Genomic DNA, 15,974 nt, shown 5'->3' on the forward strand with positions numbered 1-15,974 from the left:
GAAGCTCCTTTCAAATCAGAGCCCCACACACAAAATCTCCGACACTCTCGGACCACACGGTCCTTGGCATCCTAGTCAAATTTTCTTGGCATATTCCAGATTTTCCCATCTACTCAAACGGAACAAAACCTGGGACAGTTCACGTGGGAAAACAACGTTTATACCCGTTTATGCCGCCAGGGTAGAAAAACCACAGCACCAAGAAGCAAGACGACAGTGACACCCACTAAATATGCTATGGATCCCCAGGGGATTCCATCGCCGCCAAAGAGGCCGTATCTAATGGCTTCACTTATGTGGACAGCCGGGTTGGCTTCTCCCACTATCTGAAGCCACGAAGGCAACAAGTCTTCAGGAACGGCAACCGGGCCGAGACTTAGCAGCGTAATGGCCAATAACAATGAGATGGAAGATGCCTGCTCAAGGCTGGAACATAATGCTCCAATTATCATTCCGGCAGAAAGGAAAGTACAACCAGCAAAAACTAGGGAAGGAATGATAGTGAAAGAAGGAGATAAAGAAAGCCCGAGAATCTTAACTACCGCAACTGGGGTTATGAGCAGTGAAGGAGTAGCTAAGAGGCTAAAGGCGATAAAGCTCCCCACAACAAACTGGAGGCGCTTCGCCCCAGTAGCCGCTAGTTGATCTAGGGCTCCATTCGCCTTCATAAAGGAAATATTGGTGGCAATTTTCCCCTGCAGCTCGAATAGTAAAGAAAACGATAGACCACCAATAACAGCGTACTCAACGGCGGCCCCGCCTGAATTTTGTGCGTACACACCAAGTCCTAAGGACATTAGAACAGGAACGACAATTCCAGTAAGCAGCATGGACGGCCAAGACCATCGCCAATTGGTCAGCTGTATGCGCGTAAATGTAAGAGTGTTACTCATGCTTTATTCGATTTGGATGCGATTAGGTTGACAAAAACATCCTCGAGATTGGGTGAACTGATAGTAATATCGTCGGCTCCTTCGTGACATAGTTTCGAGACAATTCTCGGAACTTGGTCGACATCTACTATCTGCTCCCAAGGTTTTGAACTTTTATCACTATTGGATGCAGTGCGGTACGCAATGGTTCGTCTATTTTGAACGTTTTGCATGACTTGGTTAACCGTGCCGTTAGCAATGAGCCGTCCTTTATCCATAATTCCGAGATGGGTTAAGCAGGATTCAACTTCGGAGACTGCATGAGTGATTACTAATACGGTAACTCCCTTATGAGAGAGGGCCTCAATTTCGTCCCATACTAGACGGCGATTTAGCGCATCCAGCTCATTCGTGGGCTCATCCAGAATGACGAAAGGGCGGTTTGAGGAGATAGCGATCGCAAGTTGGACAAGTTTACTTTGTCCACCAGATAGCGATCTCACCTCTTGATTGTGGAATCGAAGAATGCCTAGCTTCTCTAGGAGACATTTCTGCTGCTTGTTCGATGACTTCGTCCTGTACAGCCGACCAAAGAAATCCATTGATTCCTTTACAGTCATAGTGTTTAGGGCTAGGGGAGATTGAGACAAATATGCGACATTTGACCTCTGCCAGTCAGAGGTCGCGGACGCATCTCTGCCTTCATTTATCCAGATATGGCCGGAAGTAGGGCGTAGTAGGCCGGTGAGGATTCGAGCTAAACTACTTTTCCCTGAACCGTTGCGCCCAATTAAACCGTAGACACTACCCTTGTCGATGCTTAGCGAAACGTTGTCGACTGCGGGCTTTTCTTGATTGGGGTAGGCCTTACAAAGACGCTCTAGTCGTACAAGCTCTGACATGACCTAACGTCCTTTAGTTGACAACGAAACTGCCTAGACTTTTCGGCGGACGATGTTAAAGCAGTTGAAGTGTGCAATATCATCATCCGCGATTGATTGCGATAGTAGCATTCTCAATTCGGGCCTGACCCCCGGAAAGTGGACACGTCGGGGGTCAGGCCCCTCCTTATGCAGGTTAGGTTCCCACACACAAACCATCAGACACTCTCTGGTGTGACACACCCGCCGTGCCGCAGGCGGGAATTGCAGAAAGGGCCCGACTTCTCTAAAGGCTGGATCCGACGGCGGATTTAGACTTTAGAGAATCTTTTTACGTCAATAGCTATACCAATCGGCATGCAAATAAGTGGAATAAATTTAACTAACGATACTGCGCTGGAAGCCTCATCGCCTTTAAACAAGACATGCAAGGTAACGAAGCCTATAACTGCAAGGGCAATTCCAATAGCCGTAAAAAGGTAGAACTGCTTTTTAGGACGATTTGGGTAAAGCGCTTCCGCATATTCATCAGGGGCTCCAAACTCGTTCCTCAAGTTAACCCCAGCACCGTCACTTTCCATGACTCTTAGAATTTCTTGATTAATATCCGATTCGGAGACTGACCTTAACCTAAGCTCCCGAGCCAGGCTTTTCAGGTATTCGTCATTGAGAGTGCTCATGCTATTTCCCTTCCATCACATTGCGGATACCGCTTAGTAAGTACTCCACGTCCTGGACGCCCTCCTTGAGAGCATCTCGACCGGTGTCTGTAATCTGAATCATTTTCCGAGGAGGATCATCATGTAATTCCGCCCATCTCGAAGCAATGAGCCCTTCTTCCTCCAACCGAGTTAAAAGCGGATACACCGTACCGCTTTTAAAATCTCCAAGATTGAAACTTACGAGCATCTTTCTGATCTCATAACCGTATGACTCTCTCTTTGACAGAATCGCCAGAATCGACAAAGGCAATACCGAAGATGCAATTTTACGAGTCCATTGCTTCACGAAACCTCCAACAAATATTTCAACCCAAGATAGGTCGATAACCTATATAGGTAACAATGCTACCTACGATAAGGGTTGCCCCTCTAAAATGCGCGGACTTAAGTCAATTGATTTTCTTTACACCATTCTCAAAGAGAGTATGGGCAACGGCACTAACCTTGTCCTTAACCACAGGGGTCGCATTCAGCCGCTTACCAGCAACACCACGGAAACCAATGACGCCTGAATAGGCCAACTCTTCTATAAAAACGACACCACACGAAGGGACGCAACCGCTATTTGTGGGCAACCCCAATATTCTTAAAAGTGTCCGCTTCCTCTCCTGCTGCTTAGCCCGTGTCTTCGACGCCGCGGGCTTCCGCTCGCGCCGCCCGCTCTATCTGGCCTCTCACCGGAATGGAAGTACACCGCACGCATGATGAAAGGGCTGAGGTTTCCCTCAGCCCTTTTTGCTTTCTCCCTGCCTTAGGCTAGACGCGCACGGATTCAGTTACCGGCTCGATGCCCAGCTTGTTCAGCATGTAGTAGACGCGGGCCTCTAGGTCATCGGCAAGCTCGCGGGCCTGCTCAACGGTCTCAGCCGGGGCGATGTCCCAGATCTTGATGTCCTTGCCGGCCTCATCGCGCTCGACCTCGCGACCCAGGTACACGATGTAATCCGGCATGGCCACGGTCCGCACCTCTTCGAGGTACTTCTTGGGAGCCTGGCCCATCCCGCGCTCGCTCATGACGTGCGCCAGGTGGTCATTGCCGTCATTTTCCGGGTGGGCGGCGGCGGTATCGACATAGAGCGCCTCACCGGCGTGCTTTTTGGTGAGGTCCGCTGCGGCCTTGGCCAGGGCGTGGTTATTGCCCGCGGCGAAGCGAACGTGGATGCGGTGGGCACCGAAGAACTCACGCACCTCGCGCTCTACCAGCACGGGGATGAATTCCACGAGCTCGGCGTTGGCGGTGTGCTTGGCGATGACCTCGTCCAGCTTCGCATCGATGTCAGCACGGGTATATCCGTGACCGTACTTGGTATGTAGGTCATGACGGAGGGTTTCAAACTGGTTCATTGTTATCCCCTTTCCTGGATTCTTTCCCCGTTTGCTTTTTGTTAACTTAAAGTTAACTTTACAACGCGGTGTGACATACGTCAATTGGTTGGTCATAACCCAGTAGTTAACCCTCGCGTGGAGCAAGTTACGCATGGGGCACAATCGGCTATAAACTCTTCCTTTGATGATCCTGCTCATTGATAATTACGACTCGTACACGTTTAACCTCGCGCACCTCATCGCTGAAGTCTCCGGAACCGAGCCCCTCGTCGTTCCCACGGGCGAGGCCGACGGCATTCCAAAACGCGTACGCGCCGGTGAATTCAGCCACGTGGTTATCTCCCCTGGCCCAGGCACCCCGGAGGAAGAAAACGACTTTGGTATGTCCCGCCGCGTTATCGAGGCGGCCGCCGCAGCGCGAATTCCCCTGCTTGGTGTCTGCCTTGGCCACCAGGGTCTGGCGATGCTCGCCGGCGCCCGCATACGACGCGCGCCCGAACCGCGCCACGGCTTCGTATCCACCATTAGCCACTCCGGCGAGGGAATTTTCGCCACCATCCCGCAGGACTTTCAGGTGGTGCGCTATCACTCGCTGCACATTGAGCCGGCCCCCGGCATCACCGTGCACGCCCGCAGCGAGGACGGCACCGTCCAGGCCCTCAAGGTCGATGGCCTGCCGCATTGGGGCGTGCAATTCCACCCCGAATCGGTGCTCACCCAGCACGGCGCGACCCTGCTGCGCAATTTCCTCGGCGGTTTTCGCCTCCTCCACCGCGAGGTCCCCGGCGCGGTTGACTGCCCCAGCGTCTTCGCGGCGCTGCAGGCAGACGGCAACGATGCCTTCTTCCTCGATTCCGCCGATGCGCGCGGGCGCTATAGCATTCTTGGCGATGCCACCGGTCCCCTCAGCCGCACCTTTCGCTACCGGCTTGGCGATGCCCCCGATATCCTCACCGCCCTCGAGCGCGAACTATCCACGCAGGTCATCGACGCGCCGGATCTGCCGTTTACCGGCGGGGTAATCGGTTACTTGGGCTACGAATGCGCGCAGCTTACCCTGCCCATCCAGCTGCGCCACCGCTCGCCGTATCCCGATGCCTACTTCGTCCGGCCGCAGTCCTTCCTCGTCTACGATCACCACCGGCAAGTAGCGCACCTGTGTTGCCTCGACGGCGACGGCGCGCAGGGCCTGCTCGACCGGCTGGAGGAAGCCCTGGAAGGCGGGCAGGTGGGAAGCGAGGGGGCATCGGCAAGCGCGGGTGCCTGGCGCACCACCGACTACCTGGACCGCATCCAGCGCGCCCAAGAGCTCTTGCACGCCGGGGAAAGCTACGAGGTATGCCTGACCGATACCTATACCGCGCAGGCGACCGGCGATATTTATGCGGCGCTGCGCCGGCACAACCCGGCACCGTACGCGGCGCATCTGGTATTCGACGGCGTGGAAATCTGCAGCGCCTCGCCCGAGCGCTTCCTCAGCGTGCGCGATAACCACGTCGAAGCTAAGCCCATCAAGGGCACCATTCCAGCCCACCAGGACCCCGCACTGCTTCGCGATGACCCCAAGACCCGCGCCGAAAACCTTATGATCGTGGACCTTTTGCGCAACGATTTATCCCGCGTGTGCGAGCCCGGCACCGTGCGCGTTCCAGCGCTGATGAACGTGGAAAGCTACGCCACCGTGCACCAGCTCGTCTCCACGATTACCGGCCAGCTGCGCCCCGGCACCACCGCGCTCGATGCCATCCGCGCCGCCTTCCCGCCCGGCTCCATGACCGGCGCGCCGAAGCTGCGCACCTGCGAGATTATCGATGCCCTCGAGGCAGGACCCCGCGGCGTCTATTCCGGCATCGTGGGCTACCTCGGCTATTCCGGCGAGGCGGATTTCAGCGTGGTGATCCGCACCGCGGTGCGCGCGGGTTCCGAGGTCACCGTCGGCGCCGGCGGGGCCATCGTCCTCGATTCCGATCCCGCAGCCGAGCTGGCCGAAAGAAATCTCAAGGCCCAATCTGTCATAGGGGCGTGGTCATGAGCTCCTATATCTGGCGCGACGGCGCCTTTATCCCCTGCACCCCACCAACCGCTTCCTGCACCGTGGCCGATTCCTGGCGCCATTCGCAAGGCCGCACGCACGGCCTCCAGCTCCACCTGAAGCGCTTCGAATCCGTGGCTGGAGCCTTGCCCGCCGGCTTCGTCCCCGCCATGCTGGAGCTGCTTTCAGGCGGCGAGCTCTTTCCCCGCATTGTCCTCATAGCCGGCAACCTATACCTCGATATCCGGCCTGCCCCGGCCCCGCGCGCCCACACGCGCCTTACTTATGCTAAGGCCCCCGATCCCCGCGCACAGCCTCTAGTTAAAGGCCCGGACCTGCCCGCCCTGGCCGCCTACCGCGAGCAGTATCAGGAAAGCGGCACCGATGACACCGCGATTGTCGATGCCCACGGCGCCATCGCAGAAACCACCACCGGCGCGCTCACCGCCTGGGACGACGACACCCTCCTGCTTCCCACCGGCGTGCGCCTGCCCAGCGTGACCCTGCGCCAGGTCCTGCACCGCTGCAATGACGCAGGACTTTCCACCGTTCAGCGCCCGTTGACCCCGGCACTCGCTGCGGAATGCCCTCTATGGTTTATCAACTCACTGCACGGCATCAGCCCTGTCAGCTCTATGCACACACCACACGGTTCCATCACCCCGCCGCCGCACCCGGAGGCTGCCAGCTGGCAAAACTGGTGGTGGCAGGGTTTTAGCCCCGCGGGTGCAGGTGAACACTACACATAACACTCAACACAACACTCAACATGTGCAGTGTTGTGTTGAGTGTTGTGTTGAGTGTTGAGTGTTGGATGATCAGCCGCCTGCCTATTTAACCAATCGATACCTCTGTTTAGGGCTGCGCAAAGGCTCCGTACGCTCGATCCTTCCACTATCTACCAATTGGTTCAGGATTCTGCGCACCCCACCAACAGAAATCCCGGCAGCCGCCGCAAGCTCACGGCTATTCGCAGACTGATGCTGGGCCAAATACTCCAGAATCCGTTCACTAGAACCGCCGTGTATAGACGCACTCCGCTCCGGCAAAGTCATTTCACGCCGTTCAAAAGTTAACGTAAACGTGGTCAACGAATCCGTCGGCTTCGGCGGAGGAAGAAGTGTCTTTTGTAGCTGATCAAGAATCTCAATGTAGCCAGTTCCACGATTTTCTGCCACGTACCCAGACCCGCCGGAGATAGCCGTTACCTCCAATAGCTGAGACAGGTGCTGATTCCTCGCACTTGTCATGCCTGGATTCCCAAGGTTATTGACGTTCACCATTCCAAAAAGGCCACCCGGATTAATGATTTCTAGCCGGTCAGCGTACATATCAACCTGAACCTGTGTCCCTCTAGCCTGAGGAGAATAGTCCCTGTGCATGAGCGCATTAGCAACCGCTTCCCTGACCGCTACTGGAGGATAATCCGGCAAGTCTTCTCGGAACGCCCCATCGACGACGCCGCCTACCCGCATATTTTTCTCAACCGCGAAAACCACCGCTGGCACCAATTCCGGAATCGGGCCTACAAAACTCGCGTTATCAACAAATCTTTGACCTTTGGTCGAGGTCTTGTCCGTTCCCGCATAAGCAGTAAAAGTTACGTTGAGCCGCGGGAAAAATTCTTGCGGATAAATGCCGGCTACTAATAAGCCAGCCAAGGTCGGATGAACTTCCCCACCCTCTCCTACGCCGGTGAGATGCAGGGCTTTCAATGCCCTTTCATCAGAGAACTTGCCAAAAATCCCAGGCCGCAGGCTACGTTCGCGCTCTAGGATTTGCTGGACGATGTCCCGATCGAGGTCTGCAATAGTAGCCGCCTCCACGACCTCCAGATCCCACGAGGGCTGCATCTTATTTTCTTCGAGACGATCGATTTCATAGGGCTTCAAAAGCCGGTCTTCATCGTGCTCGCGAATGTAGCTCCCGTTATATTTAGATTGCGCAGTAACCCAGCACGGTTTATCAAAAGGCGCAAGCTCGGGAATTTCCGCAACTACTACCGGCGCGCCATCGACAGCACCAATTTCCACATCGGCACGGATAGCAGGGGTCAATTTCTCCGCGCATGCCTCCACAAATGCTTTGGCTATGGACTCGGGCTGGAAGCCTTCGACGGGAAGAAACCCCGACTCCTCATCGAGGCCGAAGATGATCGTTCCACCTTTTCCGTTGGCAAAAGCAGACACCGACCGCGTTATCTTCTTGGGCAGGCCTCCACCAGCTGCTTTTGCTTCAACCGTGCTGGTGTCTTTGCCTATGGCACGCAGATTGTGAACAATCTGCTCAATTTCTTCTAGGTCCATCGTTTCCCCGTTTGCCTCTCACCTTCAGCCGAGTACTACACATAACACTACACATAACACTCAACACAACACTGCACATGTTGAGTGTTGTGTTGAGTGTTGGGTGTTGTGTTGAGTGTTCACGCCACGCTTCCCTTTAGCTCCGGCAGATCGCGGCCTTTAGCCTTGGCCCCGCAGCGCACGCTTTAATTCGCTGCCGATAATGGTGCGCGCAATCAATGCATCCGAAATGATCCCGCCCATCTGGACGAACGGATGGACTTGGCCCTTAAATTCGATAGAGCTCACTACATTTCCCGCATTGAGCATTCGCTCAACGTAGTCACTTACCTCAGAGACCAACGGATCAAGCTCACCGGTAATCACCGTCGCTGGAGGTAGCCCCACCAGATCGCCATTCCTGCTGGGAGACATACGGATATCCGTGCGGTCTGCGGTGCCCGCGTAAGAATCATAAAAATAGTTAAGGCGCCGCCGGGTGAGGTAGTAGCCGTCACTAAAATCCGAATGGGATTGCGTGTCAAAGGTGGATAAATCCATGACGGGATAGATCAACACTTGATGAGCCAGCTTATCGCGCAGTTCTTGTGCAATCACCGCTGCGATATTGCCGCCCGCGCTGTCTCCGCCCACGGCAACGCGCGTTGGATCGATGCCAATCCCCAGTTCTCCTTGTAACACCCCGTCTACTACTGCACGGCAATCATCTAGTGGTGCTGGGAAGGGGTGTTCCGGTGCACGGCGATAGTGCACGCTGATACAGATGATTCCCGCTTCTGCGGCAATGTCCCGCACGGTTGTATCCGTGGTCTCTAAATCCCCCAGCACCCAGCCGCCGCCGTGGAAGAAGATAAAGGCAGGCGCTGCTGGTGGGGCATCGGCAAGCGCGGGCTCCTGTGGCACATAAACCCGCACCGTGACACCGCGCACCGAGGTCTCGTACACGGAAACCATCGGGGTTTTCTTGCCCCACGCCGCTGCCGTCTTCTGCTGGGCGGCGCGGTTTTCTTCAGGGGTGCGCGTATCCAGCTGTGGGGCGTCCTTGTTTAAGTCGAGGAATTTTTGGGCTTCGGGCTGAATAAACACCATAAAAATACTTTCCAGTGTCGCACCTAGTGAGCGATGCGAGCACTCATAATCGCGGGGTTAAGCAGCGGAAAGGCCCGCCGGGTGTTCCGGCAGGCCTTCTTTGCTTGCTGCTTTTTCTTATCGGGAATGCGCGTTGCGCGGCTGCGCAGTTTCAGATGTTCCTGGAGCCGCTCCGGGGACATCTTCCACATGCTGCGGTCCGCGTGCCCGGGCTTGGTGTATTTCTTGCGTTGAGCCATGCCGTCACCTCCTAACCTGTGAGGTGACTAATCATAGCGTGCCCAGGGAAGATTAGCAGCTCTTAGTGCCCGCGCTCTTGCTCGATGGCCTTGCCCTCGTTCCAGAAGGGCACGAGCTTGTTATCGAATAGGGACAGCGCGGCGCCGATGGCCATGTGCATATCCAAGTACTGGTAGGTGCCCAGGCGGCCGCCGAATAACACCTTGTTCTCCTTGGCTTCTTGGGCCGCTAGTTTGCGGTACGCCTCCAGCTTGGAGCGATCCTCCGGGGTATTGATGGGGTAATACGGCTCATCGCCCTTATCGGCAAAGCGCGAGTACTCCTTCATGATGACCGTCTTATCGGAGGGGTAACGGTCCTTGCGCTCTGGGTGGAAGTGGCGGAACTCGTGGATGCGGGTGAAGTCCACGTCGGCATCGTTGTAGTTCATCACCGGGGTGCCCTGGAAGTCACCGGTGTCGAGGACCTCGAGGTCGAAGTCCAGGGTGCGCCAGCCGAGCTCGCCTTCGGCGAAGTCAAAGTATCGATCCAGCGGGCCGGTGTAGATTACGGGAGCGTCCGGAGACTCGGCGCGCAGATCCTCGCGGACATCGAACCAGTCGGTATCCAGGCGGACCTCAATGTTTTCATGATCCGCCATGTTTTCTAGCCACGCCGCATAACCATCGACGGGCAGGCCTTCATAGGTGTCGTTGAAGTAGCGATTATTGAAGGTGTAGCGCACCGGCAGGCGGGTGATATTGCTGGCCGGCAGTTCCTTGGGGTCGGTCTGCCACTGCTTGGCGGTGTAGTCGCGAATGAACGCCTCATAGAGCGGACGGCCGATAAGGGCAATGGCCTTTTCCTCCAGGTTCTTGGCCTCATCCACAGAGAATTCGCCGGCCTGGTCCTTGATCAATTCGCGGGCCTCATCGGGTGAGTAGTACCGGCCGAAGAATTGGTTGATAAGCCCTAGCCCCATGGGGAATTGGTAGGCGGTGCCATCGTGCATGGCAAAGACGCGGTGCTGGTAGTCGGTGAAATCGGTGAACTGGTTACAGTACTCCCACACCCGCTTATTGGAGGTGTGGAAGAGGTGCGCGCCGTATTTGTGCACTTCAATTCCGGTGGTGGGGTCCGCCTCGGAGTAGGCATTGCCGCCCAGGTGCTCGCGGCGCTCAACGATGAGCACCTTCTTTCCCAGCTGGCTAGCGGCCCTTTCCGCAACGGTCAGGCCAAAGAATCCGGAACCAACAACGATGAGGTCATAAGAAGTCATGGCTCCCACTTTATTGCACGCCAGCGAGGAACACGGGTCATCGGCGTGTCGCAACAAGATTCACAGTTGTCACACTCGTAGCATCACTATCAACTGTTAACTTTTGGCAACCGTTTTTACAGCTACATCGGCACTTACTCAACCCAGGGAGAATAGAGTGAAGCAACGACGTCGACTAGTCCCCACGAGGTCACCGTGGACCACACCCGTCATCGCGACGGTTTCCTCCATCGCCCTCGTCATGGCGGCCGCATTCGGCGGTCAACAGGTCCTCAAAACCCAGGACTCCGGTTCCGGCGGCCCCATCGAGGTGAAAAACGCCTCAGAAAGCTTTAGCGACGCCGACTCCGTCGTCGTTGATGATCCCGCCGTGGCAGCGCAAGGCGATGGCGAGGGCCCGCGTGCCGTCAAGCACTTCCACCGCGACGAACCATTCAACATGTTCGCTGTGACCTGGGAGGGCAAGCGCGACGTGCACTCCTTCGTCCGCTCCAAGCAGGAGGACGGCTCCTGGAGCGAGTGGTTCGATATGGATGCCATGAACTACGGCGATGGCAAGAACGGTACCGAGCTTATTTACGTGGGCGATACCAACGATGTGCAGGTATCCATGGCCAATGTGGACCTCGTGACCGGCTCCAACCTGGATGACGATGCTGAATTGCTCGAAAAAGCAGCCGGCGCTGCGGATGCCAACCGTGCCGCACCGCTGCCCTATAACGTCGGCGATATCGCCCCTGTAGCTGATGAGAACAACACCGACCGCACCACCGTGTCGGACCTAGATGCCGTCTTCATGGACGGCAATGCCCAAGAAGGCCACGCCATCGAACCTACTGCCACCACCGATGGCATGCCAAAGGTAGTTTCTCGCTCCGGATGGGGCGCCGATGAATCCAAGCGCTGCCAGCAGCCCACCTACGATGACGGCATCAAGGCGATGACGCTGCACCACACCGCGGGCTCCAATAACTACACCCCGGCACAGGCCGCCGCGCAGGTTCGCGCTGCCTACGAATACCACGCACAGAACCTGGGCTGGTGCGATATTGGATACAACGTGCTCGTGGATAAGTTCGGCACCATCTACGAGGGCCGCTACGGCGGACTCGACAAGGCCGTCCAGGGCGCCCACGTTGGTGGCTTCAACTCCCACAACTGGGGTATCTCCATGATTGGTAACTACGAAATTGCGGAACCATCACAGAAGATGCTGAACTCGGTGGCAGAAATCGCCGGATGGAAGGCCGCTATCTCCGGCATCGATCCCACCGGCACCGCTACCCTGACCTCTGGTGGCTTCGGCGGCTCCAAATATGCGGCCGGCACGCAGGCAACCGTGCCTGCCTTCAGCGGACACAATGATTTCCACTACACCCAGTGCCCGGGTAGCCACACCGTGCAGCACTGGAAAGAGATCCGCGATAACACCAAGCAGAAGTACAACGCGGTTAAGGCCGGCGGCAGCGCCGCTGCAATGAATTGGGACAAGAAGCCATCGATTAGCGGCGGTCAGTCCACCCCGGGCGGGACCACCTCCTCCATCGGCGGTGTCGACATTCCAGTATCGACCATCCAAGCCTTGGCTGGCATCGCCGCCGCCGTATTCGGCGTCCTAGTTGCCAATGACCGAGTAGCGGAGCCCGATACCGATAAGAAGGTTGCGGGTAACCTGACCGTCGGCGATATTCCGAATATCGTCAACAAGGTGGTACAGCTTTCCAATAATGAAGGTCTCAAGGAATCCTGGACCTCCGTCCTCAACGCCTTTGGCCCCGTCTTGGGTCTCGCCGTTGGCGGACCGAACTCCACCGATTCCGGCAAGATCATGTACCAGCTCTTCCAAAATGGCGTGGTCCTCTCCTCCAAGGACTCCGGCGCCAAGGCCCTGACCGGTGAGATTGCTAAAAAGTGGTCCGAAGGAAATAACGCCTCCAAGCTTGGCCTGCCCACGACCAATGAGATCAAGAACGGCAAGGAAATCCGCGTCCAGTTCCAGGGCGGCGAGATTGTCTACAATATCGATACCGAAAAGGTAGACATTTACACCAAATAGTCTCCCCCATGGAGAAGGGGCGCTAGAACCAGCGCTCCAAAACCTTCGCCACGCCCGCCTGGTGGTTAGCCACGGTGACCGCATCAGCGGCCGCCTTTACCACTGGGAGGGCGTTTTCCATTGCCACCCCGCAACCGGCCCATGTCAGCATCTCAATATCGTTGGGCATATCGCCAAAGGCAATGGTCTCTTCCTGCGCTATCCCATGCTGCTTGGCCAACCACTCCACGCCGCGGCGCTTGGTGACGTTGGGGGCCGCGACCTCGAGCACGCCCTCCTGCATGGAGTAGGTGATATGCGCCAGCTCCGGATCAATATAGGGCGCAATCAAGTCATAGAGTTCTGGCGCGGAATAATCCGTATTCCGGATAAGCAGCTTGACCACTGGCTGCGCCACCAGCTCGCCCACGCTGACGACGCCGAAGCCTTCAAAGAGGGCATTTTCGGAGTAGTGCGGGTCGACGACGAAGAGCTCCTCGGGGGCATCGGCAAGCGAGCCACCCGCCCGCTCTGCACCAAAGCCAACCGTGCCAAGGACGCGCAGCGCTACCGCCACCACCTCTTCTAGCGCGTCTGGATAAAGCTCCCGCGCGGATAGCACGCGGTCTTCCGCGGAATCATAGAGCACCGCCCCATTCGAGGTCACGCATACCGGGCGCACCGTGAGCTGCTCCAGCACCGGCTCTATCCAGCGAAAGGGCCTGCCGGTGGATAACGCAAAATAAGCACCCTGCTGCACCGCCCGCGCCACTGCGTCGCGGTTGCGACGCGGGACGCGATGATTGCGGTCCAACAGGGTGCCGTCAATATCGCTCGCGATGAGCCGAGGGGCCCGGGTAGGGAAAGTATCCATACCCGCGAGTTTACTTCAGGATTTAGAAGTCCATCTCATCCTCATCGGAGTCTTCCCAGTTCAAGGAACGCTTGATAGCGCGCTTCCATTCACCGTAGAGGTAGTCCACCTCTTCTTGCTCCATCTTGGGCTTGAATACGGTGAGGTCACCGCGCTGGGTATCCAGGATGCTGAGGTCCTCCCAGAAGCCATTGTCCAAGCCGGCAGCAACAGCGGCGCCGGTTGCGGTGGTCTCAATGTTCTTCGGGCGGTGCACCTCCACGCCCAGGATGTCAGACTGGAACTGCATGAGCAGCTCGTTGGTGGTCATGCCGCCATCCACGCGCAGCTCGGTGATCTCCACGCCGGAGTCCGCCACCATGGCATCCGCCACATCGCGGGTCTGGTAAGCGGTTGCCTCGAGGACGGCGCGTGCCAGGTGTCCACGGTTGGCAAAGCGGGTCAGGCCGACGATGACGCCGCGGGCATCGGAACGCCAGTGCGGAGCGAAGAGACCAGAGAACGCTGGGACGATGTACACGCCACCGTTGTCCTTGGTCTCGCGTGCCAGGTTCTCGATGGCAGAGGAGTTGGGGATGAGCTGCAGGTTATCGCGCAGCCACTGCACGAGGGAGCCACCCATGGAAACGGAGCCTTCCAGTGCGTACACGGGGCGCTCGCCCTCGCGCTGGAAGCAGACGGTGGTCAGCAGGCCGTTTTCGGAGAACTTCGGGGTGGTACCGGTGTTCAGCAGCAGGAAGAGGCCGGTGCCGTAGGTGTTCTTGGCCGAACCCGCGCGGAAGCAGCCCTGGCCAAACATAGCGGACTGCTGGTCACCCAAGATGGCGCGAATGGGAACGCCGGCGAGGGAACCGCGCTCGCGGACGGTGCGGAAATCACCCAGGGACGGGCGAATCTCCGGCAGCATGGACATCGGAACGCCCATTTCCTTGCACAGATCTTCGTCCCACTCCAGCTTTTCGATGTCCATGAGCAGCGTACGCGAAGCGTTGGTCACGTCCGTTGCGTGCAGCGCTTCCTTGTCGCCGTCGCCCTCGGCACCGCCGGTCAGGTTCCACAGCAGCCAGGAGTCAATGGTGCCGAAGAGCAGCTCGCCCTTTTCGGCGCGCTCGCGGACACCATCAACATTATCGAGGATCCATTTGACCTTCGGGCCCGCTGGGTAGGAGTTGATCAGCAGGCCGGTGCGGCGGCGCCACTTATCCGGGCCCTCTTCACCTGCCAGTTCCTTACAGATGGCGGAGGTGCGGGTGTCCTGCCAGACGATGGCGTTATAGACGGGCTCACCAGTGTTCTTATCCCACACCACGGTGGTTTCGCGCTGGTTGGTGATACCGACGGAGTCGATATCTTCTACTGTTATATCGCCATTGGCCAAAGCCTCCCCCACAGCACGGCGGGTGTTGCTCCAGATCTCCTGCGGGTCGTGTTCTACCCAGCCCTTTTCTGGGAAGATCTGCTCGTGCTCGAGCTGGCCCACGGATACCTGATCGCCATCGTGGTTGAAGATGATGCAGCGGGTTGAGGTGGTTCCTTGGTCAATAGCTGCGACGTATTTCTTATCACTCATGTGTCTAATTTCTCCTGTATAGGGGGTGGATTAAAGCGCAATGGACAATAGGCCAACGGCAACGGCCGAAAGCAGCGGGCCAACAATCGGCACCCATGCATAGCCCCAGTTAGCGCTGCCCTTGTCCTTAATGGGAAGGACGAAGGCGTACATCAAACGCGGTCCCAAGTCACGGACCGGGTTGATGGCGTATCCCGTAGGCGTACCAAGGGACAGGCCGACGGCAACAACGACGAATGCCACGCCGAAGTAGCTCAGTGGGCCCAGCTCGCCACCGGCAGGACCGAAGGCGATGAACATCAACAATACGGTGGTGGCGATGAACTCGGTTACCGTATTCCAGCCATTGTGTGGGTGTGCGGGGGCGGTGAAGAAGATTCCCCCGGTTTCAGAATTGGCGCCGGTAACCTTGCCCTCTTCGTCGTAATTATTCGCATCGAAGAGCTGCTTGAATGCGGCCCATGCCAGGAAGGCACCGAACATAGCACCCAGGATTTGGCCCAGTACGTAGAACGGAACCAGGTTCCATTCGAGCGAACCATTGAGCGCAAGCATGAGCGTTACCGCAGGGTTCAAGTGGCCCCCAGTCGGGTCGGCGACGCTGGCGCCGACGAAGACGCCCATGCCCCAGCCCAAGGCGATAACTATCCAGTCGGAGCCACGCGCACCCGAGGTGCGGAGGTTCACCAGCGCACACACGCCGTTACCAAGAAGCAGCAGCAGCGTGGTGCCGATAAACTCCCACAAAAATGCATCAGATCCAGCCATT

At 57.2% G+C, this 15,974-nt stretch carries 15 protein-coding genes; 3 read left to right on the forward strand and 12 right to left on the reverse strand.

The window, feature by feature from the left end; translation table 11 throughout:
• Positions 1 to 158: 158 nt before the first annotated feature.
• The 5 genes from HMPREF1267_RS12035 to HMPREF1267_RS12055 form a co-directional block, all read right to left on the reverse strand.
• Positions 159 to 893, reverse strand: a complete 735-nt coding sequence (locus HMPREF1267_RS12035) for an ABC transporter permease (protein WP_023029458.1) — start codon at positions 891 to 893, stop codon at positions 159 to 161.
• On the reverse strand, positions 890 to 1,774 hold the full coding sequence (locus tag HMPREF1267_RS12040; protein ID WP_023029459.1) for an ABC transporter ATP-binding protein: 885 nt from the start codon (positions 1,772 to 1,774) through the stop codon (positions 890 to 892). Before HMPREF1267_RS12040 ends, HMPREF1267_RS12035 begins: the two co-directional genes overlap by 4 nt.
• Positions 1,775 to 2,064: 290 nt before the next feature.
• Positions 2,065 to 2,433 carry a hypothetical protein gene (locus tag HMPREF1267_RS12045; RefSeq protein WP_023029460.1) on the reverse strand — a complete coding sequence of 123 codons (369 nt, stop codon included), beginning with the start codon at positions 2,431 to 2,433 and terminating at the stop codon, positions 2,065 to 2,067.
• Position 2,434: 1 nt separating this feature from the next.
• Positions 2,435 to 2,761: a PadR family transcriptional regulator gene (locus tag HMPREF1267_RS12050; protein ID WP_023029461.1), complete on the reverse strand. Its 327-nt coding sequence runs from the start codon at positions 2,759 to 2,761 to the stop codon at positions 2,435 to 2,437.
• A gap of 470 nt (positions 2,762 to 3,231) precedes the next feature.
• Entirely contained in the window at positions 3,232 to 3,819 is a 588-nt protein-coding gene (locus HMPREF1267_RS12055) for a three-helix bundle dimerization domain-containing protein (RefSeq protein ID WP_023029463.1), read from the reverse strand.
• 166 nt (positions 3,820 to 3,985) lie between these two features.
• Between HMPREF1267_RS12055 and HMPREF1267_RS12060 the strand changes: the two genes are divergently transcribed.
• A complete protein-coding gene (locus HMPREF1267_RS12060; RefSeq protein ID WP_023029464.1) occupies positions 3,986 to 5,833 on the forward strand; it encodes a chorismate-binding protein in 1,848 nt (615 codons plus the stop codon).
• Positions 5,830 to 6,582 carry an aminotransferase class IV gene (locus HMPREF1267_RS12065; RefSeq protein WP_023029465.1) on the forward strand — a complete coding sequence of 251 codons (753 nt, stop codon included), beginning with the start codon at positions 5,830 to 5,832 and terminating at the stop codon, positions 6,580 to 6,582. The genes HMPREF1267_RS12060 and HMPREF1267_RS12065 overlap by 4 nt, the downstream gene beginning before the upstream one ends.
• Positions 6,583 to 6,663: 81 nt before the next feature.
• Here HMPREF1267_RS12065 and HMPREF1267_RS12070 read toward each other — a convergent pair whose 3' ends face one another.
• The 4 genes from HMPREF1267_RS12070 to glf form a co-directional block, all read right to left on the reverse strand.
• Entirely contained in the window at positions 6,664 to 8,139 is a 1,476-nt protein-coding gene (locus tag HMPREF1267_RS12070) for an ATP-binding protein (protein WP_023029466.1), read from the reverse strand.
• A 159-nt stretch (positions 8,140 to 8,298) separates the two neighbouring features.
• Positions 8,299 to 9,228 carry an alpha/beta hydrolase gene (locus tag HMPREF1267_RS12075; RefSeq protein WP_023029467.1) on the reverse strand — a complete coding sequence of 310 codons (930 nt, stop codon included), beginning with the start codon at positions 9,226 to 9,228 and terminating at the stop codon, positions 8,299 to 8,301.
• Between the two features lie 23 nt (positions 9,229 to 9,251).
• Positions 9,252 to 9,467 (reverse strand): hypothetical protein, encoded by a 216-nt coding sequence (locus tag HMPREF1267_RS12080; protein ID WP_023018141.1) that lies wholly within the window; start codon positions 9,465 to 9,467, stop codon positions 9,252 to 9,254.
• 62 nt (positions 9,468 to 9,529) lie between these two features.
• On the reverse strand, positions 9,530 to 10,726 hold the full coding sequence (gene glf / locus HMPREF1267_RS12085) for a UDP-galactopyranose mutase (RefSeq protein WP_023018142.1): 1,197 nt from the start codon (positions 10,724 to 10,726) through the stop codon (positions 9,530 to 9,532).
• A gap of 157 nt (positions 10,727 to 10,883) precedes the next feature.
• Between glf and HMPREF1267_RS12090 the strand changes: the two genes are divergently transcribed.
• Entirely contained in the window at positions 10,884 to 12,782 is a 1,899-nt protein-coding gene (locus HMPREF1267_RS12090) for an N-acetylmuramoyl-L-alanine amidase (protein ID WP_023029468.1), read from the forward strand.
• A 22-nt stretch (positions 12,783 to 12,804) separates the two neighbouring features.
• Here HMPREF1267_RS12090 and HMPREF1267_RS12095 read toward each other — a convergent pair whose 3' ends face one another.
• From HMPREF1267_RS12095 to HMPREF1267_RS12105, 3 genes are read right to left on the reverse strand one after another with little or no spacing between them, the layout of a single operon-like run.
• Positions 12,805 to 13,635, reverse strand: coding sequence for a Cof-type HAD-IIB family hydrolase (locus HMPREF1267_RS12095; protein ID WP_023029469.1), 831 nt, complete (start codon positions 13,633 to 13,635; stop codon positions 12,805 to 12,807).
• Between the two features lie 22 nt (positions 13,636 to 13,657).
• Positions 13,658 to 15,205, reverse strand: coding sequence for a glycerol kinase GlpK (gene glpK / locus HMPREF1267_RS12100; protein ID WP_023029470.1), 1,548 nt, complete (start codon positions 15,203 to 15,205; stop codon positions 13,658 to 13,660).
• A 30-nt stretch (positions 15,206 to 15,235) separates the two neighbouring features.
• On the reverse strand, positions 15,236 to 15,973 hold the full coding sequence (locus HMPREF1267_RS12105) for an MIP/aquaporin family protein (protein WP_023029471.1): 738 nt from the start codon (positions 15,971 to 15,973) through the stop codon (positions 15,236 to 15,238).
• Position 15,974: the final 1 nt, after the last annotated feature.

This window comes from Corynebacterium sp. KPL1824 (genome assembly GCF_000478095.1).
In the GTDB taxonomy this organism is placed as follows: domain Bacteria; phylum Actinomycetota; class Actinomycetes; order Mycobacteriales; family Mycobacteriaceae; genus Corynebacterium; species Corynebacterium accolens.

What these genes read in the sequence shown, in the direction of transcription:
- HMPREF1267_RS12070 (WP_023029466.1), bottom strand. Translation starts at nt 8,139, where the DNA reads ATGGACCTAGAAGAAATTGAGCAGATTGTTCACAATCTGCGTGCCATA.
- glpK (WP_023029470.1), bottom strand. Translation starts at nt 15,205, where the DNA reads ATGAGTGATAAGAAATACGTCGCAGCTATTGACCAAGGAACCACCTCA.
- HMPREF1267_RS12040 (WP_023029459.1), bottom strand. Translation starts at nt 1,774, where the DNA reads ATGTCAGAGCTTGTACGACTAGAGCGTCTTTGTAAGGCCTACCCCAAT.
- HMPREF1267_RS12095 (WP_023029469.1), bottom strand. Translation starts at nt 13,635, where the DNA reads ATGGATACTTTCCCTACCCGGGCCCCTCGGCTCATCGCGAGCGATATT.
- HMPREF1267_RS12045 (WP_023029460.1), bottom strand. Translation starts at nt 2,433, where the DNA reads ATGAGCACTCTCAATGACGAATACCTGAAAAGCCTGGCTCGGGAGCTT.
- HMPREF1267_RS12055 (WP_023029463.1), bottom strand. Translation starts at nt 3,819, where the DNA reads ATGAACCAGTTTGAAACCCTCCGTCATGACCTACATACCAAGTACGGT.
- HMPREF1267_RS12060 (WP_023029464.1), top strand. Translation starts at nt 3,986, where the DNA reads ATGATCCTGCTCATTGATAATTACGACTCGTACACGTTTAACCTCGCG.
- HMPREF1267_RS12065 (WP_023029465.1), top strand. Translation starts at nt 5,830, where the DNA reads ATGAGCTCCTATATCTGGCGCGACGGCGCCTTTATCCCCTGCACCCCA.
- HMPREF1267_RS12075 (WP_023029467.1), bottom strand. Translation starts at nt 9,228, where the DNA reads ATGGTGTTTATTCAGCCCGAAGCCCAAAAATTCCTCGACTTAAACAAG.
- HMPREF1267_RS12080 (WP_023018141.1), bottom strand. Translation starts at nt 9,467, where the DNA reads ATGGCTCAACGCAAGAAATACACCAAGCCCGGGCACGCGGACCGCAGC.
- HMPREF1267_RS12105 (WP_023029471.1), bottom strand. Translation starts at nt 15,973, where the DNA reads ATGGCTGGATCTGATGCATTTTTGTGGGAGTTTATCGGCACCACGCTG.
- glf (WP_023018142.1), bottom strand. Translation starts at nt 10,726, where the DNA reads ATGACTTCTTATGACCTCATCGTTGTTGGTTCCGGATTCTTTGGCCTG.
- HMPREF1267_RS12035 (WP_023029458.1), bottom strand. Translation starts at nt 893, where the DNA reads ATGAGTAACACTCTTACATTTACGCGCATACAGCTGACCAATTGGCGA.